This window comes from Streptomyces sp. NPDC017202, assembly GCF_044331705.1.
Lineage (GTDB): Bacteria > Actinomycetota > Actinomycetes > Streptomycetales > Streptomycetaceae > Streptomyces.
On the sequence record NZ_JBIRNP010000016.1, the window covers coordinates 131325 to 156244 of the forward strand.

Sequence of the window (24920 nt, forward strand, 5' to 3'; positions counted from 1 at the left end):
TCGCCTCCTGGGGCTGGTTCGGCAGGACGGTCAGTCGTCGGTGTCGGCGAGATCCGCGAGGGTGCGCCAGATCTCGGCCGTGACGCGGACCGCCTCGTCCACGTCGGTGGTCGCGCAGGCGGCGATCAGCCGGTCGTGCAGCCCGGCCGAGCGGCAGGTGCCGCCCTCGCCGAAGCGCCGTCGCTCCAGCCGCCGGATCAGGGGGGTGTAGCGGGCGACGGTGGCGGCGGCCGCGCGGTTGCCGCTCACCCGCACCAGGACGTCGTGCAGTTCGTCGTCGGCGCGCAGGGCGCCCTCGACGTCACCGGCGTCCACGGCGGCGCCGAACCGCTCGTTGGCGGCGCGCATCGCCTCGACGTCCGCCGCGAACAGCCGGGGCACCGCCACCCGCGTGACCAGCTCGTGCATCGCGCCGACCACGGCCGCCGCGTCCCGCACGTCCCCGGCGACGACCGGGGTCACCCGCGTGTAGCTCTGCGGCTTGCTCTCCAGCAGCCCTTCGTCCACGAGCCGCGCGAACGCCTCCCGGACCGGCGCCCGGGACAGCCCGAGCCGCTCCGCGAGGTCGGCGTCGCGCACCACCGCGCCGGGCTCGATCTCCCCGGCCACGATGGCGTCGCGGATCGCTGTGTACGCCCGCTCCCTGAGCAGGGTGCGGGGCACGGGTCGCAGAGGCTCCATGGACTGACATGTTAGATGTCAGTCGGCGGCAGGAGAAGACCCGTACGGGAAGAGGCCCGAGGCCCGCACCGGCGCGGTGCGGGCCTCGGGCCTCTGGCCTCTGGGCTCAGGGCCGGACGGCCGGCCCTCCCACGGCCAGTCGGCGTCGCGCGCCGCCTCCAGCAGCGGAACCATGCGGAAGGCCGCGTCCGAGAGCCCCCCGAAGGTGTGCCGGCTCCGCTCCCCCGAGGGTCCGTGGCCCGCCCGGCACCCCGCGAGGTTCCACGTGTAGACCGGCACGTCGGCCGGGACCTGCTCGGTCGGCGAGCCGTGACCGCTGAAGCCGTACTGCTCGTCGGTGACGATCAGCACCCGGTCGTGCCCCCGGTAGTGCTCGCGCACCGCGGCGGTCGTGTCGGTGCCGCCCAGGTCGCCGAAACGCTCCAGGATCCTCAGCACCGACCCGCCCGTGCGGAACTCCACCCGCCTGCTGGTGGTGCCGAACTCGACCAGGTCCGCGTCCGCCGCCCGCAGCGCGAGTGCCGTGCCGAAGATCGCCGCCGCGTCGGCACGGTTGAGGGCGGAACGGTCCGACAGCCGGGAAAAGAACATCGAGCCCGAACGGTCGACGAGCACCAGCGTGCGGCCGGGCAGCGCGGGCACGTTGCCCAGCGCGTGCCCGAGCGCCCGCTCCAACGGGTACGCCCAGCGCAGCGAGGGCGCGTGCTGGTGGGCGGCGAGGTAGCGGAACGGGAACTGCCGTGAGCGCGCGACCTCGGCCGGGTCGCTGATCCGGGCCGCGACCCGCGCCGCGACCTCGTCGCAGACACCGGCCTCGTCGAAGTTCCGCAGGTTCCTGATCAGTGCCATCGACCCCATGGACGGAATCACCGCTTCCCAGGCCGCCTTGTCCATCGGCCCCTGGAGCCAGCCCGCGAGCGCCTCCCAGGTCATGCCGGCCGCGGCGAGCCGCTCGGCGCCGCCCGCGGAGGTGACGACCGCGCGCCGCTCCTCGACCGGCAGTGCCATCAGCTCGCGGTGCGCGGTCAGGACCCGGTCCGAGGCGGGCGGCACGGCGGTGTCGGGGTGGTGCCGGCGGTCCAGCGCGTACCGGAACAGCTCGCCCTGCCACGGCTTGGCCGGGTCCGGTGTCGCATGGACGAGGTTCAGGACGTCGCCGAAGCGGTAACCCCTGGACGCGGTGTCGTACTTCAGGAGCGACTTGCCGCCGTAGAGACGCCGTACGGCGTCGGCGATGCCGCGCTTGACCGGCTTGGGGACGTTGCGGCCGTGGGTCGCGGTCCAGTACGCGAGCAGTTCCCCGGGCTCGTCCGGGCGCTGGAGGACGGAGTCGACGACCTGGCGGCCCGTAGGCCCGTCGGTCGCGCCGGCCTTCAGGCGGGCGTGGACGTACTCGGCGGCCCCGACGACCGCGGCCGTCCGCAGACCGCCCTCGCCGCGCAGCCAGCCGAGCAGGCCGGCCGTCCAGGACGGGTCGGAGACGGCCAGCTCGCGCACGAGCCGCACGAACCGGTCGTCGCGGTCGGCAGCCGTCTCGTAGAAGGTCTTCTGCGTCACGAAGTGGGACACCGCGAGCAGGAACAGCTCGGAGCGTGCGTCCCGCTCGTGGCCCCGGCCGCCCTGGTGGGTGCGCAGGGTCCGGCCCGTCGTGCGCACGGCCGAGGCGGGCTGCGCCCTCGCGGCACGGGTGTTGAAGCGCGCCATGCTGAAATCCCCCCGAATTCCATGGTGTTGCGGAGGGAGACACGGCAGGGGGAGGGTGCCCGAGATCAGAGGTCGGCGACGGACTTAGCCAGATGCTCTACCGACTGAGCTACACCGACCCGAAGTCGATGACGGGACTCGAACCCGCGACCGTCCGATCCAATGAAGTAACCGTTGCCTGCGCACCGGGCACCCACCGCGTGCCGCGCCTCCCGAGATCGGACCGGCTGCGGCCCGGATTCCGTGGAAGAGAAGTAGCCGCCGCCTTCGCACCGGGAGGTGCGTCGTCGTGCTCTCACTGTAGGAGGCGCGGCACGCGGGGTGCGAACCTATTTCGCTCAGCCGCGCTTCTGCCGCTTCCACGGGCCCGTGATCGCCACCATGATGCCCGGCTGCTGGATGTTGGCGAACAGGGTCCTTCCGTCGGGAGAGAAGGTGACGCCGGTGAACTCGCTGTACTCGGGGGCCTCTTCGGTGCCGATGTTCAGGTCGTTGCGGGCGATCGGGTAGGTGCGGCCGCTGTCGGTGGCGCCGAACAGGTGGGAGACGCCCTCGCCGTCCTCGGCGATCACCAGGCCGCCGTACGGGGAGACGGTGATGTTGTCGGGGCCGTCGAAGGCGCCGTCGGCCGACGGGTCGGGGTTGACGCCGAGGAGGACCTTCAGGGTGAGGGTGCGGCGCCGGGGGTCGTAGAACCAGACCTGGCCGTCGTGCTGGACGGGGCTCTCGGCGCGGGCGTACGAGGAGACGAGGTAGGCGCCGCCGTCGCCCCACCACATGCCCTCCAGCTTGCGGGCGCGGGTGATCTCGCCGGCGCCGAACTGCTTGCGCACGGCGGTGGTCCGCGCGTCGCGGTCGGGTACGTCCACCCAGTCGACGCCGTACACCGTGCCGGTCCTGGTGGCGCGGGAGAGGTCGTCGACGAACTGGCCGCCGGAGTCGAAGCACCGGGGGGCCTGGAGGACGCCGGCGTCGTCGGCGAGGGTGCGGAACCTGCCGCGGCCGTGCTCGAAGCCGGGCGGCGGGGTCCAGCGGAAGAACAGGCCGTTGGGGTTCGCGGCGTCCTCGGTGAGGTAGGCGTGGCCGCGCCTGGGGTCGATGACGACGGCCTCGTGGTCGTAGCGGCCGAAGAACTTCAGGGGCTTGGGGTCCCGGTTGGCGCGCCGGTCGCGGGGGTCGACCTCGAAGACGTAGCCGTGGTCCTTGGTCATGCCGTTGGTGCCGGCCCGGTCGGAGTTCTCCTCGCAGGTCAGCCAGGTGCCCCACGGGGTGCTGCCGCCCGCGCAGTTGGTGGAGGTGCCGGCGATGCCCACCCACTCGGCGACCTGGCCGCCGGGGCGGACCTCGACGACCGTGCAGCCGCCCGAGGCGGCCGGGTCGTAGACGAGGCCCTCGGTGAGCGGCACGGGGTACTTCCAGTTGGCGCGCGGGCCCTTCAGCTCGTGGTTGTTGACGAGGAGGGTGGTGCCGCGCGGGCCGTCGAAGGCGGCCGTGCCGTCGTGGTTCGAGGGAGTGGGCTCGCCCGACTCCAGCCTGGTCTTCCCGCTGTGGGTGATGATCCGGTAGCCGAAGCCGGCGGGCAGCGCGAGGATGCCGTCGGGGTCGGGGAGCAGCGGTCCGTAGCCGACTCCGCCGTGGTGCGCCGCCGGCTTCCGGCTCGCGTCCGCGCTGTCCGCGCCCGGGGTGTCCGCGTCCGCGGTCTCCGTGGCCGCGAGGGCGTTCGGTGCGCTGGCGAGCACGTCGACGCTGCCCGCCAGCGCGACACCTGCGCCGGTGGCCGCGGTTTTCCTGGCGAAGTCCCTGCGGGTGAGCGACATGTTGTCTCCTGAGACGCTGGTGTGCCGTGGAGGGTGGCGGACCTCGGTCCGCGCAACCGTCCCCCTCGCCCCTGAACACCGGCTGAACACGGAGCGGCGCCCGGTCAGGCTCCGGGGAAACTGCGCACCCGCGCCCGCGTCCGCGGCCCCGGGGCGCGCGGGGAACCGCGCCCGGCCCCCGCTCACCCGCACCGGCCCGCCCCGGTCACCCGCCCTGCTGCGAGCGCGCCTTGAACGCGGCCTTGCGGGCCTCCTTGGCGATCCGCTTGTCCGGGTGCAGGCGCCCCATGGCTTCCAGGACGTCGGCGGTGGCCGGGTGCGCGACCCGCCAGGCCGCCGCGAAGAAGCCGCTGTGCTGCTGCGCGAGTCCTTCGACGAGCCCCTGGAGTTCGTCGGAGTTGCCCTCGGCGGCCAGTTGGGCGGCGAGGGTGTCGATGGTGAGCCAGTAGACCAGGTCCTCGGAGGGCGGCGGTACGTCGGCGGCGCCCAGCTCGCTCAGCCAGACCCGGGCGAGCCCGCCGAGTTCGGGGTCGTCGAGGACCTCCCGCACGGCGGGTTCGGCCTGCGCGCCGACGAGTGAGAGTGCCTGCTGGCAGCGCAGCCGGCGCAGCGGCGCGCCCTCGTCCGAGCCGCGGGCGGCGGCGAGCAGTTCGCGGGCGGCGCCGAGGGGTTCGCGCCGGTCCAGCCACTGTTCGGTCTCGGCGCGGGCGGCGTGCGGTCCGTAGCCGGAGCTGCCGTCGAGGAGGGCGTCGGCGCCCTTGTCGACGAGGTCTCCGACGGCGGGCGCCCGGAAGCCGGCCTCCAGCAGGCGCGCGCGGAGCCCGTAGAGGCCGAGCGGGGTGAGGCGGACCATGCCGTAGCGGGAGACGTCGGTCTCGTCGACGGGGGCGGCGGGCTCCTCCTCGGGGTCGCCCATCAGCGCCTCGTCGACGGGCTGGTAGACGACCAGTCCGATGGGTTCCAGGAGCCGGAACTGGTCGTCGAGACGCATCATCGCGTCGGAGATCTGCTCCAGCATGTCGTTGGTGGGTTCGCCCAGGTCGCCGGGGACGATCATGGAGGCGGCGAGGGCGGGCAGCGGCACGGGGCCGCCGGGGCCGTCCTCGGTGACGGTGAGCAGGTAGAGGTTGCCGAGCACGCCGTCGAGGAAGGCGGCCTCGCCCTCGGGGTCCCAGTCGAGCCGGGAGAAGTCGATCTCGCCGCCCTCGTCCATGGCGTCGACCAGCTCGTCGAGGTCGGGCACGGTCGCGTCGGCGAGGACGGTCTCCAGGGCGGTGAGCCAGACGGCGAGCACGTCGTGCGGGGCGCCGCCGGTGAGCAGGGAGAGGTCCTCGCCCGCGGTGACGGTGCCGGCCTCCTCGTCGGTGACCTCGACGAGCCCGGCGTCGACGGCGACCCGCCAGGCCTCGCTCGCGTGGGCGGCGGCGTCGTCGCCGGTGAGTCCGAGCGCTTCGGCGGCGGCCGGGAGCTGCTCGTCGAGGAGTCCGCCGCCGGCGTCGACGCGGGTGCCGGGTCCGGCCCAACGGGCGAGGAGGGCGGCCCGGGAGAGCAACGGCGTGGACAGCGCGTCGCGCGCCAGCTCCGCTTCGGGGTGCAGCCGCACCGGCGGCAGGGGGGAGCTGTCTGACATCGGCTGTTCTCCTCGGACGCGTGGTGCCACTCGACCGCTCAGCCTAGACGGGTTTGGACGCATGCCGCCCGGTTCATCTACCGGTCAGGTCTCGTACGTGGCCGAAACCTTGACAACTGGACCGGCCAGGCTGGAGATTGACGCGCGTAGAAGTTGGGGGGACAGGTGTTCACTGGTTTCTACGCGCGTCATCCGCGCCCCACGTCTCACCCTCGTCCCGGCGCTCATGAACGTCCCCGGAGGGAACCCCTTGCCTAGCAGGTCTTCCACGCGCCTCGCCGCGCTCACCGTCGCCGCCGTCTGCTCCGCCGCGTCGGCGGTCGTCGTCGCCGCGCCCGCGCACGCGGACTCGGTGCGCATCCACGACATCCAGGGCACCACCCGCGTCTCGCCGTACGCCGGCAAGCAGGTCACGGACGTGACCGGAATCGTCACCGGTGTGCGCACCTACGGTTCTTCCAAGGGTTTCTGGATCCAGGACCCGAACCCGGACGCCGACCCGGCCACCAGCGAGGGCGTCTTCGTCTTCACCAGCTCGGCCCCCAAGGCCGCCGTCGGGGACGCGGTCAGCGTCTCCGGCACGGTCTCGGAGTACGTCCCGGGCGGCACCTCGTCCGGCAACCAGGCCGTGACGGAGATCGTCCGGCCGACGGTGACCGTGGTCTCCGCGGGCAACGCGGTCCCGGCCGCGACGGTCGTCGACGCGAAGTCGGTGCCGGCGGCCTACGCCCCGGCCGGCGACCCCGCCGCGAACAACTCGGTCAACGCCCTGCCCCTGCGGCCCGGCACCTACGCCCTGGACCTCTACGAGTCCCTGGAGGGCATGAACGTCCAGGTCTCCGACGTCCGCGTGGTCGGCGCCACCGACCCGTACACCGAGCTGTGGGTCACGGTGAAGCCGTGGGAGAACCGCAACCGCCGCGGCGGCACGGTCTACGGCTCCTACGACGCCCAGAACACCGGCCGGCTCCAGATCCAGTCGCTCGGCAAGACCGCCGACTTCCCGGCGGCGAACGTCGGCGACAAGCTGACCGGCGCCACCGAGGGCCCGCTGGACTACAACCAGTTCGGCGGTTACACCGTCGCCGCCAACCGGATCGGCGCACTCGAGAGCGCCGGTGTGGAGCGGGAGACGACCCGGAAGCAGAAGAACGGCGAGCTGGCGGTCGCGACGTACAACGTCGAGAACCTCGACCCGTCCGACACCACGTTCGAGGCGCACGCCTCCGCGATCGTGAACAACCTGAAGTCGCCCGACATCGTGTCCCTGGAGGAGATCCAGGACAACAACGGCGCGACCGACGACGGCACGGTGGCCGCCGACCGGACGGTGACCGAGCTGATCGACGCGATCGTCGCCGCGGGCGGCCCCCGCTACGACTGGCGCTCGATCGACCCGGCGGACAAGACCGACGGCGGTGAGCCGGGCGGGAACATCCGCCAGGTGTTCCTGTTCAACCCGGAGCGGGTCTCCTTCACCGACCGCGCGGGCGGCGACGCCACCACCGCGGCCGGCGTCACCGAGGAGCGCGGCAAGGCCGCCCTGACCGTCTCGCCGGGCCGGATCGACCCGGCGAACGCGGCCTGGAACTCCAGCCGCAAGCCGCTGGTCGGCGAGTTCGTCTTCCGTGGGCGCACGGTGTTCGTGATCGCCAACCACTTCAACTCCAAGGGCGGCGACCAGGGCCTGACCTCGCAGTACCAGCCGGCGGCGCGCAGCTCGGAGACCCAGCGCCACCAGCAGGCGACGCTGGTCAACGCCTTCGTCAAGGACATCCTCGACACCCAGAAGAACGCGGACGTCGTCGCGCTCGGCGACATCAACGACTTCGAGTTCTCCGGCACCGCGAAGCTCCTCGAGGGTGACGGCGAGCTGTGGTCGGCGGTCAAGTCGCTGCCGAGGAGCGAGCGTTACTCGTACGTCTACCAGGGCAACAGCCAGGTCCTCGACCAGATCCTGGTCAGCCCGTCGATCCGGCGCGGCTGCGACTTCGCGTACGACAGCGTGCACATCAACGCGGAGTTCAACGACCAGATCAGCGACCACGACCCGCAGGTGCTGCGCTTCAAGCCGTGACCGGCTGTTCCCGGGCCGGCTGAACACACCCGTTCAGTCGGCCCCGCCGGGCCGTTTCGCCGGCCCGGCGGGCAGGACGGGGCGTGCCCGGACAGGGAGGGACCCGGCGCCCCGGAGGGGGGCCGGGTCCGGTGTCCCGTCGGCTGCCGACCATCGACGGCCGACCGCCGGTCGCCGGCGGCCGTCGTCCGCCGGCGGTCGGGTCAGCGTGCGCAGCGGCGGCGGCCGAGCACTCCCGCCGCCACGATCGCGATGCCCGCCACGGCCGCGATCACCAACGGCCTCGGATGCCGCGCGGCGAACCGGACCGGCGCGCGCAGCGGCGCCGGGGCGGCGAGTTCCGTGTGAGACCCCCTTTCCTGGAGGTCCTCGCCCGCCTTCGCGGCCCTGGCCCGGAGTTCGTACCGCGTGTCCTTCGCCCTGTTCCGGGCCGTGTGGCCGACGCGGCCCGCCTTGTCCTGGACGGTGTGCCCCGCGCCCTTCGCCTTCTCCTGCACGGTGTGGCCCGCCTGGGCCGCCGTGCTGCGGAGCTGGACCGTCATCGCGCCCGCGCGGTCCCTGAGGTCGGCCGCGCGAGCCTTGGCCCGCCCGCGGATGTCCGTCTTCGCCGCCAGCTCCTCGACCGTGGCGCCCAGCTGGTTCCTGGTCTGTGCTATCTGCTTGCGCAGCTCCGCGGCGCCGTCCCCGGCTGCCCTGTCCGTCATCGGTGCGCCCTTTCCCTGATTTCCTCGACGTCCGCCTTGACGCTGCCGAGGGCCGCCTCGGGGGTGGGCGGCGTGGCCTGACGCAGCTGACTGCGTCCGGTCGCCCCCAGGACGGCGGCGATCACGAACAGCACCGCCGTCACGATGAGCGCCGCGGCCCAGACCGGCAGCACCAGCGAGAGGGCGGCGACGCCCGTGCCGGCGAGTGCGAGCAGACCGGCGTACGCGAACGCGCCCGCGGCCCCCAGCAGACCGCCGCCGCGGCCGGCGCGGCGTCCCTTCTCGGCCAGCTCCTCCTTGGCCAGTGCCATCTCCTGCCGGACGAGCCGGGAGAGCTGTTCGCTCGCCTGTCCGACGAGTTCTCCGACCGTGTGGTGCCCGTCGTGGACGGGCCGGGTCTCCGTGGTACCTGCCACGTGCTCCGCCTCCTCTCGCGGTGGTGACGGTCCGGGTACCCACAGGAACGACGGCTACCCGTGCGGTGCGACGGGTTCGCCGCGCCGTCGACGTCGCAGCAGTCCTTAGCCTTACCTCGTAGCAGATTTAAGTGGAGCTTCACGATCACGGTGCCGAGACTGCTTCCATGACGAACGCAGCCCTCCCCGCCACCCCCTTCGGCCGTGCGCTCTGTGCGATGGTCACGCCCTTCACCGCGTCGGGCGCCCTGGACCTCGACGGTGCCCAGCGCCTCGCCGCCCGTCTGGTGGCGGACGGCTGCGACGGGCTCGTCCTGTCCGGCACCACGGGCGAGTCCCCGACCACGTCGGACGCCGAGAAGGCGGAGCTGGTGCGGGCGGTGCGGGCGGCGGTCGGGGACCGGGCCGCCCTGGTGGCGGGCGTGGGCACCGCCGACACCCGGCACACCGTCGAACTGGCCCTCGCCGCCGAGAAGGCAGGCGCCGACGGCGTGCTGGTGGTCAGTCCGTACTACAGCCGCCCTCCGCAGGACGCCCTGGAGGCGCACTTCCGCGAGGTCGCCGACGCGTCCGGCCTCCCCGTCCTGCTCTACGACATCCCCGGCCGCACCGGCACCCGCATAGAGCCGCGGACGCTGATCCGCCTCGCGGAGCACCCCCGGATCGTGGGCGTCAAGGACTGCTCCTACGACCTCCTCGGCACCCAGAAGGTGCTCTCCCGCACGGAGTTGGCCTACTACGCGGGCTGCGACGAGCAGATCCTCGCGCTGTACGCGGTGGGCGCGGCCGGGTACATCAGCACCGTCGCGAACGTCGTCCCCCGCCAACTCCGTTCCGTCGTCGACGCGTTCGACGCCGGTGACACGGCGGGGGCCGCGCGCCTCCAGCGACGTGCCCTGGAACTCGTCGAGCTGATGACGGCCTCGGGACTGCCGGGCACGGTCACCGCGAAGGGCCTGCTGGGCGAACTCGGCCTCCCGGCCGGCCCCGTGCGGGCGCCCCTGCGGCCCGCCGGCCGCGAGACGGTCGACGCGCTGCTGGCGGCGTACCGGGCCTGCGTGTCCGGGTAGGAGGGGCGGCAGGCGGTACGCACCTCCCCCGGCGGGTCGTCACCGGCCCCGCCACCGGCACCGGCACCGGCATAAAGATGGGCCGGGGCCCGTACCGCGGGTGTCCGCGGTACGGGCCCCGGCCCGGGGTGTCGGGATGTCAGTTGTGGCTGTGCAGGATCTCGTTCAGACCGCCCCACACCGCGTTGTTCGGACGGGCCTCCACCGTGCCGGTCACGGAGTTGCGGCGGAACAGGATGTTGGAGGCGCCGGAGAGTTCGCGGGCCTTGACGATCTGGCCGTCGGGCATCGTCACGCGGGTGCCCGCCGTGACGTACAGGCCGGCCTCCACCACGCACTCGTCGCCGAGGGCGATGCCGACGCCGGCCTCGGCGCCGATCAGGCAGCGCTCGCCGATGGCGATGATCACGTTGCCGCCGCCGGAGAGGGTGCCCATCGTGGAGGCGCCGCCGCCGATGTCCGAGCCGTCGCCCACCACGACGCCCGCGGAGATGCGGCCCTCGACCATCGACGTGCCGAGCGTGCCCGCGTTGAAGTTCACGAAGCCCTCGTGCATGACCGTGGTGCCCTCGGCCAGGTGCGCGCCCAGGCGGACACGGTCGGCGTCGGCGATGCGGACGCCCTTCGGGGCCACGTAGTCCGTCATGCGCGGGAACTTGTCGATCGACGTGACCTGGAGGTGCAGGCCCTCGGCGCGGGCGTTCAGCCGGACCTTCTCGATGTCGTCCACGGCGACCGGGCCGAGGGACGTCCAGGCGACGTTCGCGAGCAGGCCGAAGATGCCGTCCAGGCTCTGGCCGTGCGGCTTGACCAGGCGGTGGGAGAGCAGGTGCAGGCGCAGGTAGGCGTCGTGCGTGTCGATCGGCTTGTCGTCGAGGGAGCTGATGACCGTGCGGACCGCGACCACTTCGACGCCTCGCCGGGCGTCCGGGCCGATCGCCCTGGCGGCTCCCTCGCCGAGCAGTTCCACGGCCTTCTCGGCGGACAGGCGCTCGGTGCCGGACGGGCCGGGCTCGTCGGTGAGCAGGGGGGCGGGGAACCAGGTGTCGAGAACGGTGCCGTCGGCGGCGAGGGTGGCGAGGCCGGCGGCCGCGGCGCCGGTGGTGCGAGTGGTGTCGGTCATGAGGGAAACCTAACCGGCGGGAACGGGTGGAGGCCAACCCGCGGGGCGGTGTCTCAGGTGGCGGGCGGGAAGCGGCGGCGCGGCGTGCGGGGCCGCCGACGGGGGCGTGCCACGGCCCTGCTCCCGGTGTTCCGGGCCCCGACGGCCACCCCGGTCCGGGCCCGGCGGCCACCCAGGCCGACCCGGCCGGCCCGGCCGCTCCCGCCGGTCCAGACACCCGGCCGACCCCGGTTCGTCCGGCTCGTCCAGCCCATCGTTCCGGTCCCCCACCGCACCCGGAACCCGTCAGGGAAACCGCTCACCCAAACGCCTGCTCGAGAGCCGCCGGTTCCGCTACTGTTTCACCGTTCAAACACCGGGCCGTCGCAGCCGTGTTCGCCCTTCGGGCGCCGCTGGAGGAACAGCGCATGCCAGACAACAGGTCCCGGCCTTCTCCGGAGCATCCCTGGGAGAACGGCTGGGCTCCGGACACCTCCCGGATACCCGGGACGCGGCGGCTGTGGGTGGCCGGCGTCCTCGCCGTCGCGACCGTCGTGGCCTGCGTCGCCACCGTCTCGCTCACCGACCGGCCGTCCGACGAGCAGTCGGCCGCCCGGGCGGGGCGGACCATGTCCGACAAGGAGACGTCGCCGGGGCTCATCTCCTTCGCCTCGCCCCCGGTGAGCGGTTCGCCCTCGGCGGCGGCCGCGCGGGCCGGTGCCTCGCCGTCCGCGTCGGCCTCCTCGTCGCCGTCGCCCGGCGGCAGTTCCTCGCCGCGCCCTCCGGCTCCGCCCTTCCCCTCGGCCTCGGCCGGCGGGGGCGGTTCCGATCCCCGGCCGGTGACCGTGCGGCGGTCGGTGCGGTCCGTCAACTACCCCGACCGGTACTGGCGGGTGGGCGGCGGCCAGGTGCGGCTCGAAGCGGCCGGCGGCGCGGAGTTCCGTGCGGACGCCACCTTCACCGTGGTGAGCGGTCTGGCGAGCGGCTCGTGTCTGTCGTTCCGCACGTCCGACGGAACCTATCTGCGCCACCGCGACTTCGTGCTGCGCGCGGAACCCGACGACGGATCCTCGCTGTTCCGGCAGGACGCCACCTTCTGCGCCCGTGCCGCCGGCTCCGGCGCGGTCATGCTGGAGTCGGCGAACTTCCCGGGGTACTTCCTGCGCCACCAGAGCTTCCAGGTGAAGCTGCAGCGGTACCAGAACGGCGGTCAGTACGCCGCCGACTCCGCCTTCCGACTCGTGGAGGGGCTGGCGTAGGGCCCACACACGGAAGAACCACACACGGAAGAACGGCGCACGACAGAACGGCGACGTCCTCGCGGACGTCGCCGTTCTGTGGTGCTGCGGAGGTACCGCGGGGGTACCGCGGATCTCAGACGTTGAAGCCGAGCGCGCGGAGCTGCTCGCGGCCGTCGTCCGTGATCTTGTCCGGGCCCCACGGCGGCATCCAGACCCAGTTGATGCGCAACTCGTTGACCAGGCCGTCCGTGGCGGACTTCGCCTGGTCCTCGATGACGTCCGTCAGCGGACAGGCCGCGGAGGTCAGGGTCATGTCGATCGTCGCGATGTTCGCGTCGTCGATGTGGATGCCGTAGATCAGCCCGAGGTTGACGACGTCGATGCCCAGTTCGGGGTCGACGACGTCGTACAGCGCCTCGCGGAGTTCCTCCTCGGAGGCCGGCTTCATCTCAACGGTCTCGCTCATGCCGTCTTCCTTTCGACGTCGGCGTCGGCGCCCAGCGCCTGGGCCGTCGCGTCCTTCCACGCCATCCAGCTGAGGAGGGCGCACTTGACCCGTGCCGGGTACTTGGAGACACCGGCGAACGCGACCGCGTCCTCCAGCACCTCCTCCATCGCGTCGTCCGGTTCGACCTTGCCCTTGGACTGCATCAGCTCCAGGAAGGTCTCCTGGATCTTCTGCGCCTCGGAGACGCTCTTGCCGACGAGGAGCTCGTTCAGCACGGAGGCCGAGGCCTGGCTGATGGAGCAGCCCTGCCCCTCGTACGAGACGTCCTCGACGGTCGTGCCGTCGTACTTCACCCGCAGGGTGATCTCGTCGCCGCACGTCGGGTTGACGTGGTGCACCTCGGCGTCGCCGTCCCGCAAGCCCCGCCCGTGCGGGTTCTTGTAGTGGTCCAGGATGACTTCCTGGTACATGGAGTCCAGCTTCACGTCAGCTAACCTCGCGTCCCATCGTCGTCGTCACGCCCCTCAGCCGAAGAAGTTCCGTACGTGCTCCAGGCCCTCGACCAACGCGTCGATCTCGGCAGGCGTGGAGTACAGGTAGAACGACGCTCGCGTGGTCGCGGGAATTCCGTAGCGCAGGCAGACGGGGCGCGCGCAGTGGTGTCCGACCCGGACCGCGATGCCCTGCTCGTCGAGGACCTGGCCCACGTCGTGCGGGTGGATGTCACCGAGCGTGAAGGAGATCGCGGCGCCGCGCTCCTCGGCCGTGGCGGGGCCGATGATCCGCAGGTCGGGAACCTCACCGAGCCGCTTCACCGCGTACTCGGTGATCGCGTGCTCGTGGGCGAGGATCTTGTCCATGCCGATCGCGGACAGGTAGTCGATCGCCGCGCCCAGACCGACCGCCTGCGCGATCGGCGGGGTGCCCGCCTCGAACTTGTGGGGAGCCGGCGCGTAGGTCGAGGAGTGCATCGACACCGTCTCGATCATCTCGCCGCCGCCCAGGAACGGGGGCAGGTCCTCGAGCAGCTCCTGGCGGCCCCACAGGACGCCGATGCCGGTCGGGCCGCACATCTTGTGGCCGGTGAAGGCCACGAAGTCGGCCTGGAGGGCCTGCACGTCCATCGGCATGTGCGGCGCGGCCTGCGAGGCGTCGATGCACACCAGGGCGCCGACCTCCTGGGCGCGGCGCACTATCGCCTCGACCGGGTTGACCGTGCCCAGGATGTTCGACACCAGCACGAAGGAGACGATCTTCGTCTTCTCCGTGATGATCTCGTCGATGTTGGACAGGTCGAGGCGGCCGTCGTCGGTGAGACCGAACCACTTCAGCTTCGCGCCCGTGCGCTGCGACAGCAGCTGCCACGGCACGATGTTGGAGTGGTGCTCCATCTCCGTGATGACGATCTCGGTCTCGGAGTCCACGCGGTAGGGCTCGTCGGCCCAGCCCAGCATGTTCGCGACCAGGTTCAGCGACTCCGAGGCGTTCTTGGTGAAGATCACCTCGTCGCGGCTGGGCGCGTTGATGAACTCCGCGACCTTGTCGCGCGCGCCCTCGTACAGTGCCGTGGCCTCCTCGGCGAGGACGTGCACGCCACGGTGGACGTTGGCGTTGTAGCGCTCGTAGTACTCGCTCAGGGCGTCCAGCACCTGGCGCGGCTTCTGCGAGGTCGCCGCGTTGTCCAGGTACACGAGCTTCCGGTCGTCGTGGAGCACGCGGTCCAGGATCGGGAAGTCCTTGCGGATCGCCTCTGTGTCGAGGAGGCCCGGCAGTTGCGTCACGCGGATACGCCACCCTTCGTGTAAACCTCGTAGCCCTCGTTCTCCAGCTTGTCGGCGAGTTCGGCGCCGCCGGACTCGACGATGCGGCCGCCGGAGAAGACGTGGACGAAGTCGGGCTTGATGTAGCGCAGGATGCGCGTGTAGTGCGTGATCAGCAGGGTGCCGACCTCACCGGTCTCGCGGACGCGGTTCACGCCCTCGGAGACGATCCGCAGGGCGTCGACGTCCAGACCGGAGTCCGTCTCGTCGAGGATCGCGACCTTCGGCTTGAGCAGCTCCAGCTGGAGGATCTCGTGGCGCTTCTTCTCACCGCCGGAGAAGCCCTCGTTGACGTTGCGCTCGGCGAAGGACGCGTCCATGTTGAGGCGCTCCATGGCCTCCCGGACCTCCTTCACCCAGGTGCGCAGCTTGGGGGCCTCGCCGCGGACGGCGGTGGCGGAGGTGCGCAGGAAGTTGGAGACCGAGACGCCGGGGACCTCGACCGGGTACTGCATCGCCAGGAACAGGCCGGCGCGGGCGCGCTCGTCGACGGACATCTCCAGGACGTCCTCGCCGTCGAGGGTGACGGTGCCCCCGGTGATCGTGTACTTGGGGTGACCCGCGAGCGAGTAGGCGAGGGTGGACTTGCCCGAGCCGTTGGGGCCCATGATGGCGTGCGTCTCGCCCTGCTTCACGGTCAGGTCGACACCCTTGAGGATCTCCTTCGTGGCGTTGTCGGCCTCGACGGTGACGTGCAGGTCTCGGATTTCAAGCGTTGCCATGGGTGCCTCAGGACTCCTGGGTGAGGGAGACGAGCACGTCGTCCCCATCGATCTTTACGGGGTATACGGGGACGGGGCGCGTCGCGGGAAGACCGGACGGCTTGCCGGTGCGCAGGTCGAAGGCGGAGCCGTGCAGCCAGCACTCGATCTGACAGTCCTCCACCTCGCCCTCGGAGAGCGAGACGTTCGCGTGGGAGCAGATGTCGTTGATCGCGAACACCTCCCCCTCCGTCTTCACGACGGAGACCGGCGTGCCGTCGAGTTCCACCCGCTTGGGGGTGTTCTCCTCCAGCTCGCCCAGCCCGCAGGCGCGTACGAACGTCATCAGACCGACGCCTCCAGCTCCTCGTCGATCCGGGCGAGGAGGCGTTCCTGGATGTCGGCGACGCCGATCTGCTGCACCAGCTCGGCGAAGAAGCCGCGGACCACCAGGCGGCGGGCGTCGTCGGCGGGGATGCCGCGGGCCATCAGGTAGAACAGCTGCTCGTCGTCGAAGCGGCCGGTGGCGGAGGCGTGGCCGGCGCCGACGATCTCGCCGGTCTCGATCTCCAGGTTGGGCACGGAGTCGACGCGGGCGCCGTCGGTGAGAACCAGGTTGCGGTTCATCTCGTAGGTGTCCGTGCCCTCGGCGTTGGCCTCGATGAGGACGTCGCCGATCCACACCGCGTGGGCGCCGTCGCCCTGGAGCGCGCCCTTGTAGGCGACGTTCGACTTGCAGTGCGGGGTGTTGTGGTCGACGAGGAGGCGGTGCTCCTGGTGCTGGCCGGCGTCGGTGAAGTACAGGCCGAACAGCTCGGCCTCGCCGCCGGTGCCGGCGTAGGCGACGCGCGGGTGCAGCCGTACGAGGTCGCCGCCGAAGGTGACCACGAACGACTTGAGGGTGGCGTCCCGGCCGATCAGCGCGTTGTGCTGGGCCACGTGCACGGCCTTGTCGTCCCAGTCCTGGACGGAGACGACGGTCAGCTTGGCGCCGTCACCGAGGACGTAGTCGACGTTGGCGGCCAGCACGGCGTCACCGGTGTGGTCGATGACGACGACGGCCTCGGCGAAGGCGCCCAGCTCGATCACCTGGTGGCCGAAGGCGACCCCGCCCTCGCCGTGCACGGTGATGCGGATGGGCTCGGTGAGGACCGTCTCCTTGGGGACGGTGACGACGCCGGCCTTCTCGAACGCCGAGTACGCCTGGGCGGCGACGCGGTCCACGGGGGTGCCCGCCCTGCCGAGGCGGGCGTCGTCGCGGCCGACGGTCTCGACGACGACGCCCTCGGGGGCGTCGACGTCGATCTTCACGCCGTCGCCGGTGGCGACCGCGGTGCCGTCGTGCAGGCCGCGCAGCCGCTCCAGCGGGGTGAACCGCCACTCCTCCTCGCGGCCGTGCGGGACCGGGAAGTCCGCCACGTCGAAGGACGCGGGCGCGCTCATGCGCGTGGCGACGGTCGACTCGGCGGCCACCGCGATCTGGCCGGCGGTCGTGCTGCCCACCGGAATATTCTGAGCCTCAGCCATGGCTGTCGGTCTGCTCGCTTTCTTACGTGAGTGGCTTGATGGATACGGCGGCCGGCGCTTAGCCGACCGAGCCTTCCATCTGGAGCTCGATCAGCCGGTTGAGCTCGAGGGCGTACTCCATGGGCAGTTCCTTGGCGATCGGCTCGACGAAGCCGCGCACGATCATCGCCATCGCCTCGAACTCGCTCAGGCCGCGGCTCATCAGGTAGAAGAGCTGGTCCTCGGAGACTTTGGAGACGGTCGCCTCGTGGCCCATGGACACGTCGTCCTCGCGGACGTCCACGTACGGGTACGTGTCGGAGCGGGAGATGGTGTCCACGAGCAGCGCGTCGCACAGCACGTTGGACTTGGAGCCGTGCGCGCCCTCGCCGATCTCGACGAGGCCGCGGTAGGAGGTGCGGCCGCCGCCGCGCGCCACGGACTTCGAGACGATGTTGGAGGAGGTGTTCGGCGCCATGTGGACCATCTTGGAGCCGGCGTCCTGGTGCTGGCCCTCGCCCGCGAAGGCGATGGACAGGGTCTCGCCCTTGGCGTGCTCGCCCATCAGATAGACGGCCGGGTACTTCATCGTCACCTTGGAGCCGATGTTGCCGTCGATCCACTCCATGGTCGCGCCCTCGTAGGCGACGGCGCGCTTGGTGACCAGGTTGTAGACGTTGTTCGACCAGTTCTGGATGGTCGTGTAACGGCAGCGGGCGTTCTTCTTGACGATGATCTCGACGACCGCGGAGTGCAGCGAGTCCGACTTGTAGATCGGCGCCGTACAGCCCTCGACGTAGTGCACGTAGGCGCCCTCGTCGACGATGATCAGGGTCCGCTCGAACTGGCCCATGTTCTCCGTGTTGATGCGGAAGTAGGCCTGGAGCGGGATCTCGACGTGCACGCCCTTCGGCACGTAGATGAAGGAGCCGCCGGACCACACCGCGGTGTTCAGCGACGCGAACTTGTTGTCGCCGACCGGGATGACGGTGCCGAAGTACTCCTTGAAGAGCTCCGGGTGCTCCTTCAGCGCCGTGTCGGTGTCGAGGAAGATGACGCCCTGCTCCTCCAGGTCCTCGCGGATCTGGTGGTAGACGACCTCGGACTCGTACTGGGCCGCGACACCGGCGACGAGGCGCTGCTTCTCCGCCTCGGGGATGCCGAGCTTGTCGTACGTGTTCTTGATGTCCTCGGGCAGGTCCTCCCAGGACTCCGCCTGCTTCTCCGTGGAGCGCACGAAGTACTTGATGTTGTCGAAGTCGATCCCCGACAGGTCCGAGCCCCAGTTCGGCATGGGCTTCTTCTCGAACAGGCGCAGACCCTTGAGGCGGAGCTTGGTCATCCACTCCGGCTCGTTCTTCTTCGCCGAGATGTCGCGGACGACGTCCTCGTTGATGCCGCGCTTCGCAGAGGCGCCGGCCGTGTCGGAGTCGGCCCAGCCGTATTCGTACTTACCCAGTCCCTCGAGTTCGGGGTGGGCAGTCTCCGTGGGGAGAGTCATGCGGGGTTCCTCCCGGCCGTGCTTGCAGATGCGATATCGGTGGTGTGATCGGTGCGGTGATCAGTCGTGTGGGAAATCCCGGGGATGAACGTCGTGCAGACGCCGTCGCCGTGCGCGATGGTCGCCAGCCGCTGGACGTGCGTTCCGAGCAGCTGGGAGAAGATCTCGGTCTCCGCCTCGCAGAGCTGGGGGAACTTCTCCGCGACGTGGGCGACGGGGCAGTGGTGCTGGCACAGCTGCTCGCCGACCGGTGCGCTGCGCGCCGTAGCAGCGTACCCGTCGGCGCTCAAGGCCTTGGCCAGGGCTTGGGTGCGCTGTTCGGGTCCGGCGGCCTCGATCGCCCGGCGGTAGCCGGCGGCCTGTTCGGCGATCCTCGCGCGGGCGAAGGCGGCGACGGCCTCGTCCCCGCCGAACCGCTCCTGGATGAAGCGCAGGGCGTCCGCGGCGAGTTTGTCGTACGACTGGTCGAAGGCGTCGCGGCCGCAGTCGGTGAGGGCGAAGACCTTCGCGGGACGCCCGCGCGTCCGCGCTCCGTACACCCGCTGCTCGCGCGGCGCCACGACGTCGTCGGCGACCAGCGCGTCCAGGTGCCGGCGCACGGCGGCCTGGGTGAGCCCCAGCCGTCCGGCCAGCTCGGCGACGGTCGACGGCCCGTGGTCCAGGATGGAGCGCGCGACGCGGTTGCGCGTGGAGCGCTCACCGGTCGCCAGCTCTTCCTGAGGGGTCCCCTCGGGGGTCTCCCGAGCCTCGCCGACGTTTTTCACAACGCCATTGTTGCGTAATTCCTCGGAGGCAGGCAAGCCGCGTCCGGATCACCGCCCGGTGCCCTGCGTCACTTAGGTGAACCTAATCTGACCTGCGCGAACGATCTCCGGCCGGCCGGAACGGCCATCTCGCCCCACCCGCGGGACCGGCGGCGTCCCGGGCCCCGCGCAGGAGGGCCGGCGGGTGGCTTCCCGCACCCGCCCGTCCGGGCGCCCGCGCGCGAACCTAGACTCTGGACCCATGCGAAGCGAGCCCGTGGTCCAGGTCCAGGCCCTGGTGAAGCGGTACGGCACGAAGACCGCGGTGGACGGCCTCGACCTGGTGGCCACAGCGGGCGTGACGGCCGTGCTCGGCCCCAACGGCGCCGGCAAGACGACCACCGTCGAGACCTGCGAGGGCTACCGCAGACCGGACTCCGGCACCGTGCGCGTCCTCGGCCTCGACCCGGTGGGACAGGCCTCCGACCTGCGCCCCCGCATCGGGGTGATGCTCCAGTCCGGGGGCGTCTACTCGGGGGCGCGGGCCGACGAGATGCTGCGGCACGTCGCCCGGCTGCACGCGCACCCGCTGGACGTGGACGCGCTCGTCGAGCGGCTGGGGCTGGGCGGTTGCGGCCGCACGACGTACCGGCGGCTGTCCGGAGGCCAGCAGCAGCGCCTCGCGCTCGCGATGGCCGTGGTGGGGCGCCCGGAACTGGTGTTCCTCGACGAGCCGACCGCCGGCCTGGACCCGCAGGCCCGCCGCGCCACCTGGGACCTGGTCCGGGACCTGCGCGCGGACGGGGTCTCGGTCATCCTCACCACGCACCACATGGACGAGGCCGAACAGCTCGCCGACGACGTCGCGATCATCGACGCGGGCAGGGTCGTCGCCCAGGGCTCCCCCGAGGAGCTGTGCCGCGGCGGCGCCGAGAACACCCTCCGCTTCAACGGCCGCCCCGGTCTGGACGTGACCTCCCTACTCAAGGCACTGCCCGCCGACAGCGAGGCCGCCGAACCGACACCGGGCTCGTACCGGATCACCGGCAAGGTCGACCCGCAGATGCTGGCCACGGTGACCTCGTGGTGCGCCCAGCACGGAGTGATGCCGGACCGGATCTCGGTGGAACGGCACACCCTCGAAGACGTCTTCCTCGAGCTGACCGGCAAGGAGCTGCGCTCATGATTCCCGCCCGCCACACGACCGGCCGGGGGTCCGGGGGTCGCCCCCCGGAGGGACACGGCCTCGAGCCGACCGGCAAGGAGCTGCGCTCATGACGGCCACCGGTACGTACACGCCGAAGCCGGGGGCCGCGCCGCTGCCCCGCATGATCAGGGCCCAGGCGGCGCTGGAGACGAAGATGCTCCTGCGCAACGGTGAGCAGTTGCTGCTGACCGTCGTGATCCCGACCCTGCTGCTGGTGCTGTTCAGCTCGGTGGACATCATCGACACCGGCGCCGGCGAGGCGGTCGACTTCCTGACCCCCGGCGTCCTCGCGCTCGCCGTGATGTCGACGGCGTTCACCGGCCAGGCCATCGCCACGGGCTTCGAGCGCCGCTACGGCGTGCTCAAGCGGCTGGCAGCCTCCCCGCTCCCCCGGTGGGGGCTGATGACCGCGAAGACGCTCGCCGTGCTGGTCACGGAGGTCCTCCAGGTCGCCCTGCTCACGGTGATCGCCTTCGCGCTGGGCTGGTCGCCGCACGGCAACCCGTTCGCCGTACTGCTGCTGCTGGTCCTCGGCACGGCGGCCTTCTCGGGCCTCGGTCTGCTGATGGCGGGCACGCTGCGGGCGGAGGCCACGCTGGGCGCCGCCAACCTGGTGTTCCTGCTGCTCCTGGTGGGCGGCGGGGTGATCGTGCCGCTGGAGAAGTTCCCCCCGGGCGCCCAGGACGTGCTCGCCCTGCTGCCCATCTCGGCGCTCTCGGACGGACTGCGGGACGTGCTCCGGCACGGGGCCGCGATGCCGTGGGGCGACCTGGGGATCCTCGCCGTGTGGGCGGCCCTGGGGCTGGCCGCGGCCGGCCGGTTCTTCCGCTGGGAATGACCCGCTCCGGGTCCGCCCGGGACCCTCGTGAAAGCGTGCACAAGCGGGCCCTTACGATGGACGGCGTGCCGAACGTGACCCGCGCCGACGCCGTAGCAGCCGTGCGCAACCCCCTCGCCTTCATCGCCGCGCGCTGGACCCCCGCCCCCCGGACGGTCCAGCGGGCGGCCCTCGCCGCGCTCGTGATGTCGGTGATCATCGTGGTCACCGGCGGTGCCGTCCGACTCACCGGCTCCGGCCTCGGCTGCCCGACCTGGCCGAAGTGCACCGCCGACTCGCTCACCTCGACCAGCGAGATGGGCGTCCACGGCGCCATCGAGTTCGGCAACCGCATGCTGACGTACGTGCTGTGCGCCGCGGTGGGCTGGGCGATCGTCGCCGCCCGCGCGCAGAAGCCGTACCGGCGCGGCCTCACCCGGCTGGGCTGGGCGCAGTTCTGGGTCGTGATGGGCAACGCGATCCTCGGCGGGATCGTCGTGCTGGTGGGTCTGAACCCGTACACGGTCGCGGCCCACTTCCTGCTCTCCTCGGCGCTGATCGCGGTCGCCGCGGTGATGTGGCAGCGCACCCGGGAAGGCGACGGGGCGCCCGAGCCGCTGGTCGGCCAGTCCGTGCGGCAGCTGGTGTGGTTCCTGGTCGCCGCGTCCGTACTGCTGATCGCGGTCGGCACGGTGGTCACCGGGGCCGGTCCGCACGCGGGCGACTCCAGCGAGGTCACGCGCATGCCGCTGGACTGGGAGACCGTGTCCAAGCTGCACGCCGTGCTCGCCTGGATCGTGGTGACGCTGACCTTCGCCCTGTGGTTCGTCCTCAAGGCGGTCGACGCCCCCGCGGGCCCGTTGCACCGCACCCGCGAACTCTTCCTGGTGCTCCTCGCCCAGGGCGTCATCGGCTACGTCCAGTACTTCACGGACCTCCCCGAGGTCCTGGTCGGCCTGCACATGCTCGGCTCCTGCCTGGTGTGGATCGCGGTCCTGCGCGTCCTGCTGTCCCTGCGCGAGCGCCCGGACACGGTGCTCGACCGGCCGGGGCCGACGGCGGAGGCGACCGTCGGCAGCCACGCCTGACGCCTCCCGGCACCCGCGCGTGACGCCTCACGGCATCCGTACGTGACCGCTCCCGGCCCGTGTCCCCGGCTCAGGCGTACGCCGCCACCAGGGCGTCGATCGCCGGTCCGAGCCAGCCGCGCACCAGCTCGGCCCTGCGGACCCGCCACCCCTCCCCGGAGGGGACGGGAGCGGGCCCGCCGTAGCGGCGCCGTCGGATGTCCTCGACGATCTCGGCGGGCGCCCCGAGGCCGGGCAGCTCCTCCAGTGCCTCGCGCTTGGAGATCAGCCGCCCCTCCCGCAGCGTGACCGTCGCCCGCGCGAAGGTCACCGGGCCCATGTCGACCCAGACGTCCCGCGTCCACAGCTGCGCCCTGTCCACGGCGGGCCGCCAGAAGTCCCGCTGGTCGGACACCACGAACTCCGCCAACTCGCGGTCCGGCACCTCCGGCAGCAGCCCGCCCGGGGCGCCGCCGTGCAGGACCCGCCCGAAGGTGTGCAGCTCGCGGCGGGTGACGGGGGTGACCGGGCGGCGCATCAGCTCCTGGTGCGCCCAGGTCAGGTGCCGGTGCCCGGAGTCCGCGACCGTGGCCGGGGTCAGGTAGCTGCAGTGCAGCTTCGCCGCGAGCGGGTCGGCGCGCAGCCCCTGGTGCAGGACGGCCACCCGCCACACCGTGCCGGGCCGCACGGGTCCGGGCAGCACCGCGATCAGGTCCAGATCGCTGCGGCCCTCCTGGTGGTCGCCGCCGGCGAGCGAGCCGTGCGCCCAGACGGCGAGGGGTCCGAGGGGCGCCAAGGCGCCCAGGAAGCGGTCGAGCAGGGCTTCGGTCTGCATCCGCCCAGTCTGGTACGGCATCCGCCCCGCCCGGTGGGGCACGCTCCGGCCGGTGGGGCACGCTCCGGCCGGTGGGGCACGCTCCGGCCGGTGGGGCCTTCGCTTCATCCCAGCCCGTAGACCCGCCGCGCGTTCCCCGCCGCGACCAGCCCCGCCACCCGCCGGGCGTCCGCGAGCGACCACGCGTCCTCCGCCACCCAGCCGCCGAGCACCCGTCCCAGTGCCTCGCGGAACAGGCGGGCGCCCACGACGTGCAGCTCGGGCAGTCCGCGGGCCCCGCTGGAGAAGAGGATCTTGCCGAAGGGGGCCAGCTCCAGGATCTCGGCGAGGACCGTCGCCGCGCGGGCGCCGGTGCGGACGAGGGCGGCCCCGGAGTCGGTGTAGACGTGCGGGAAGACGCCGGCGAGATGGGCGGCCTGCCGGTGGTGGGGGTAGCCGTGCAGCAGGACCAGGTCGGTGCCGAGGCCGGCCGTGGCGCGGACGAAGTCGGTCAGCAGGACGGGGTCGGTGCGGTCGCCGCGCGGGCCGGGCTCGCCGAGGCCCGCGTGGAGCTGGAGCGGCCGCCCCGCGGCGACGGCGATCCACAGCAGGTGCCGCAGCAGCACGGGGTCGTCCACCTCCTCGCCGGCGCGGCGCCCGGCGAGCCAGCGGCCCGCCGCGCCCCGGACCTCGCCCGGTCCGGGCGGCTCGGGCGCGAGGGCGAGACCGTGGCGCGTGCCGGCCACCGAGGTGAAGGCCACGGCGGTCGCCGCGGCGCCGTGCACCGCCTCGGCGAGGTTGGCGAGGAAGGACTCGACGGTGCCGGAGGTGTCGGCGACCTGCTCGGCCAGCGGTTCGAGCCGGACGATCTCGCGGGCCTCGGCCTCGCCGGCCGAGGCGATCTCGTCGGGGCCGGTGAGGTCGCCGGGCGGGCCGGTGTCGACGAGGTAGGTGGTGATGCCGCTGCCGCGCAGCAGCCGGCGGCTCGCCTCCGGCACCCCCAGTTCGCGGCGGCGGGCGAGGTAGCGGGCGGGCGGGCAGTGCGGCTCCAGGCCGAGCAGCGGGGGGCACCAGCGGCGTACCGCGAAGCCGGTCTGGGTGTCGAACAGGGTGGTGCCGGGCGCGGGCGGCCCCTCGGTGCGGGCCAGCTGGGCCTCGAAGGTGCCGAGGCCCAGCTCCGTCCTCAGGACGCCGTGGCAGTACTGGTCCACCAGGGACGGTGGGTCCGCCAGGGACGGTGTTTCGATCATCCGGGACTCCCGCGGCTGGACCGTGTGCTCGGTGTGCTCCTCACACGTCCTAACGGGTGAACCCGGCGTCAGGTGTTGCTCAGGTGTTGCGCGGGCCGCCGACCTGGATGCCGGCCATCCGGGTCCACTCGTAGGGGCCGGTCGTCACCTTGGCGGCGAACTCGCCGTCGAAGTTCTCGTGGACGGTGATCCCGGACTTCTCGACCGCCTTGGCGGCGATCTCCACGCTGGGCGCCACGAGGTCGCCCCAGCCGCCGTCCTCGCCGACGAGCACGATCCGGGCGCCGCGCTCGCCGAGGTGGGCGACCTGGCCCTCGGCGCCGCCGTGCGCCTGGGAGAAGGTGCTGATCCGCTTGGCGAGGCGGGTCGCCGTGCGCTCGGCCTTCGCGGCCCGCTTGGCGTCCGCGGTCTCGTCAACCTGCTTGGTGTCTGCCATGGCCAGGATGCTACCGACGGGTAGATCGAACGGCGACGGCCGGGGGGGGGGGGGGGTGGGACCCCCCCCCCCCCCCCGGCCCGGGGGGGGGGGGCGGGGGGGGGGGGGTAAAGAAGGGGTGCGAGGCGCCGGGGGGGGGACCCACCGCAGGTAGGGGGTCCACCCCGC

23 protein-coding genes and 1 pseudogene are annotated in these 24920 nt (G+C 72.2%); 6 read left to right on the plus strand and 18 right to left on the minus strand.

Annotated features, from left to right (window positions below; all coding sequences use genetic code 11):
- Positions 1–30: 30 nt before the first annotated feature.
- The 4 genes and pseudogenes from ACH4N1_RS26450 to ACH4N1_RS26465 form a co-directional block, all read right to left on the minus strand.
- On the minus strand, positions 31–681 hold the full coding sequence (locus ACH4N1_RS26450; RefSeq protein ID WP_398100701.1) for a GntR family transcriptional regulator: 651 nt from the start codon (positions 679–681) through the stop codon (positions 31–33).
- 129 nt (positions 682–810) lie between these two features.
- Positions 811–2385 (minus strand): annotated as a pseudogene (locus ACH4N1_RS26455) (TROVE domain-containing protein); the annotation flags it as partial.
- Positions 2386–2723: 338 nt separating this feature from the next.
- A complete protein-coding gene (locus tag ACH4N1_RS26460) occupies positions 2724–4202 on the minus strand; it encodes an alkaline phosphatase PhoX (protein ID WP_398100703.1) in 1479 nt (492 codons plus the stop codon).
- 205 nt (positions 4203–4407) lie between these two features.
- Entirely contained in the window at positions 4408–5832 is a 1425-nt protein-coding gene (locus ACH4N1_RS26465) for a hypothetical protein (RefSeq protein ID WP_398100704.1), read from the minus strand.
- Between the two features lie 250 nt (positions 5833–6082).
- Here ACH4N1_RS26465 and ACH4N1_RS26470 point away from each other — a divergent pair, with 250 nt between their 5' ends.
- Positions 6083–7909, plus strand: coding sequence for an endonuclease/exonuclease/phosphatase family protein (locus tag ACH4N1_RS26470; protein WP_398100705.1), 1827 nt, complete (start codon positions 6083–6085; stop codon positions 7907–7909).
- Positions 7910–8112: 203 nt separating this feature from the next.
- Here the strand turns inward: ACH4N1_RS26470 and ACH4N1_RS26475 are convergent, their stop codons facing one another.
- On the minus strand, positions 8113–8613 hold the full coding sequence (locus ACH4N1_RS26475) for a DUF3618 domain-containing protein (RefSeq protein WP_398100707.1): 501 nt from the start codon (positions 8611–8613) through the stop codon (positions 8113–8115).
- Positions 8610–9029 carry a phage holin family protein gene (locus ACH4N1_RS26480; RefSeq protein WP_363091176.1) on the minus strand — a complete coding sequence of 140 codons (420 nt, stop codon included), beginning with the start codon at positions 9027–9029 and terminating at the stop codon, positions 8610–8612. Before ACH4N1_RS26480 ends, ACH4N1_RS26475 begins: the two co-directional genes overlap by 4 nt.
- A gap of 167 nt (positions 9030–9196) precedes the next feature.
- On the opposite strand from ACH4N1_RS26480, the gene dapA reads away from it, so the two are divergent.
- A complete protein-coding gene (dapA, locus tag ACH4N1_RS26485; RefSeq protein WP_398100708.1) occupies positions 9197–10099 on the plus strand; it encodes a 4-hydroxy-tetrahydrodipicolinate synthase in 903 nt (300 codons plus the stop codon).
- Positions 10100–10238: 139 nt separating this feature from the next.
- Here the strand turns inward: dapA and dapD are convergent, their stop codons facing one another.
- Positions 10239–11222 (minus strand): 2,3,4,5-tetrahydropyridine-2,6-dicarboxylate N-succinyltransferase, encoded by a 984-nt coding sequence (gene dapD, locus ACH4N1_RS26490; protein ID WP_398100710.1) that lies wholly within the window; start codon positions 11220–11222, stop codon positions 10239–10241.
- Positions 11223–11629: 407 nt separating this feature from the next.
- Here dapD and ACH4N1_RS26495 point away from each other — a divergent pair, with 407 nt between their 5' ends.
- Complete coding sequence (locus ACH4N1_RS26495; RefSeq protein WP_398100711.1) at positions 11630–12460, plus strand: AbfB domain-containing protein; 831 nt, start codon at positions 11630–11632, stop codon at positions 12458–12460.
- 115 nt (positions 12461–12575) lie between these two features.
- Here the strand turns inward: ACH4N1_RS26495 and ACH4N1_RS26500 are convergent, their stop codons facing one another.
- Genes ACH4N1_RS26500 through ACH4N1_RS26535 form a run of 8 tightly spaced genes read right to left on the minus strand, consistent with a single transcriptional unit; the run spans position 12576 to position 19182 of the window.
- The gene (locus tag ACH4N1_RS26500; protein WP_037743875.1) at positions 12576–12908 is read right to left on the minus strand and encodes a metal-sulfur cluster assembly factor; all 333 of its coding nucleotides are present in this window, start codon (positions 12906–12908) and stop codon (positions 12576–12578) included.
- Positions 12905–13375, minus strand: coding sequence for a Fe-S cluster assembly sulfur transfer protein SufU (sufU, locus tag ACH4N1_RS26505; RefSeq protein WP_398100712.1), 471 nt, complete (start codon positions 13373–13375; stop codon positions 12905–12907). Before sufU ends, ACH4N1_RS26500 begins: the two co-directional genes overlap by 4 nt.
- A gap of 39 nt (positions 13376–13414) precedes the next feature.
- Positions 13415–14671 carry a cysteine desulfurase gene (locus tag ACH4N1_RS26510; RefSeq protein ID WP_398100714.1) on the minus strand — a complete coding sequence of 419 codons (1257 nt, stop codon included), beginning with the start codon at positions 14669–14671 and terminating at the stop codon, positions 13415–13417.
- The gene (sufC, locus tag ACH4N1_RS26515; protein WP_398100716.1) at positions 14668–15432 is read right to left on the minus strand and encodes a Fe-S cluster assembly ATPase SufC; all 765 of its coding nucleotides are present in this window, start codon (positions 15430–15432) and stop codon (positions 14668–14670) included. The genes ACH4N1_RS26510 and sufC overlap by 4 nt, the downstream gene beginning before the upstream one ends.
- A gap of 7 nt (positions 15433–15439) precedes the next feature.
- Entirely contained in the window at positions 15440–15760 is a 321-nt protein-coding gene (locus ACH4N1_RS26520) for a non-heme iron oxygenase ferredoxin subunit (protein ID WP_363091199.1), read from the minus strand.
- Entirely contained in the window at positions 15757–16938 is a 1182-nt protein-coding gene (sufD, locus tag ACH4N1_RS26525; RefSeq protein ID WP_398100718.1) for a Fe-S cluster assembly protein SufD, read from the minus strand. Before sufD ends, ACH4N1_RS26520 begins: the two co-directional genes overlap by 4 nt.
- Before the next feature lie 58 nt (positions 16939–16996).
- Positions 16997–18418 carry a Fe-S cluster assembly protein SufB gene (gene sufB / locus ACH4N1_RS26530; RefSeq protein WP_398100720.1) on the minus strand — a complete coding sequence of 474 codons (1422 nt, stop codon included), beginning with the start codon at positions 18416–18418 and terminating at the stop codon, positions 16997–16999.
- Positions 18415–19182, minus strand: a complete 768-nt coding sequence (locus tag ACH4N1_RS26535) for a helix-turn-helix transcriptional regulator (protein ID WP_398100721.1) — start codon at positions 19180–19182, stop codon at positions 18415–18417. Before ACH4N1_RS26535 ends, sufB begins: the two co-directional genes overlap by 4 nt.
- 241 nt (positions 19183–19423) lie before the next feature.
- On the opposite strand from ACH4N1_RS26535, the gene ACH4N1_RS26540 reads away from it, so the two are divergent.
- The 3 genes from ACH4N1_RS26540 (at position 19424) to ACH4N1_RS26550 (ending at position 22273) form a co-directional block, all read left to right on the plus strand.
- Positions 19424–20347 carry an ABC transporter ATP-binding protein gene (locus tag ACH4N1_RS26540; RefSeq protein WP_398100723.1) on the plus strand — a complete coding sequence of 308 codons (924 nt, stop codon included), beginning with the start codon at positions 19424–19426 and terminating at the stop codon, positions 20345–20347.
- A gap of 88 nt (positions 20348–20435) precedes the next feature.
- The gene (locus tag ACH4N1_RS26545; protein WP_398100724.1) at positions 20436–21206 is read left to right on the plus strand and encodes an ABC transporter permease; all 771 of its coding nucleotides are present in this window, start codon (positions 20436–20438) and stop codon (positions 21204–21206) included.
- 56 nt (positions 21207–21262) lie between these two features.
- Complete coding sequence (locus ACH4N1_RS26550) at positions 21263–22273, plus strand: heme A synthase (protein ID WP_398100726.1); 1011 nt, start codon at positions 21263–21265, stop codon at positions 22271–22273.
- Positions 22274–22343: 70 nt separating this feature from the next.
- Here the strand turns inward: ACH4N1_RS26550 and ACH4N1_RS26555 are convergent, their stop codons facing one another.
- The 3 genes from ACH4N1_RS26555 to ACH4N1_RS26565 form a co-directional block, all read right to left on the minus strand.
- A complete protein-coding gene (locus ACH4N1_RS26555; protein ID WP_398100727.1) occupies positions 22344–23087 on the minus strand; it encodes a nucleotidyltransferase in 744 nt (247 codons plus the stop codon).
- A gap of 104 nt (positions 23088–23191) precedes the next feature.
- Entirely contained in the window at positions 23192–24298 is a 1107-nt protein-coding gene (locus ACH4N1_RS26560) for an amidohydrolase family protein (RefSeq protein WP_398100738.1), read from the minus strand.
- 97 nt (positions 24299–24395) lie between these two features.
- Entirely contained in the window at positions 24396–24752 is a 357-nt protein-coding gene (locus tag ACH4N1_RS26565) for a hypothetical protein (RefSeq protein ID WP_398100729.1), read from the minus strand.
- Positions 24753–24920: the final 168 nt, after the last annotated feature.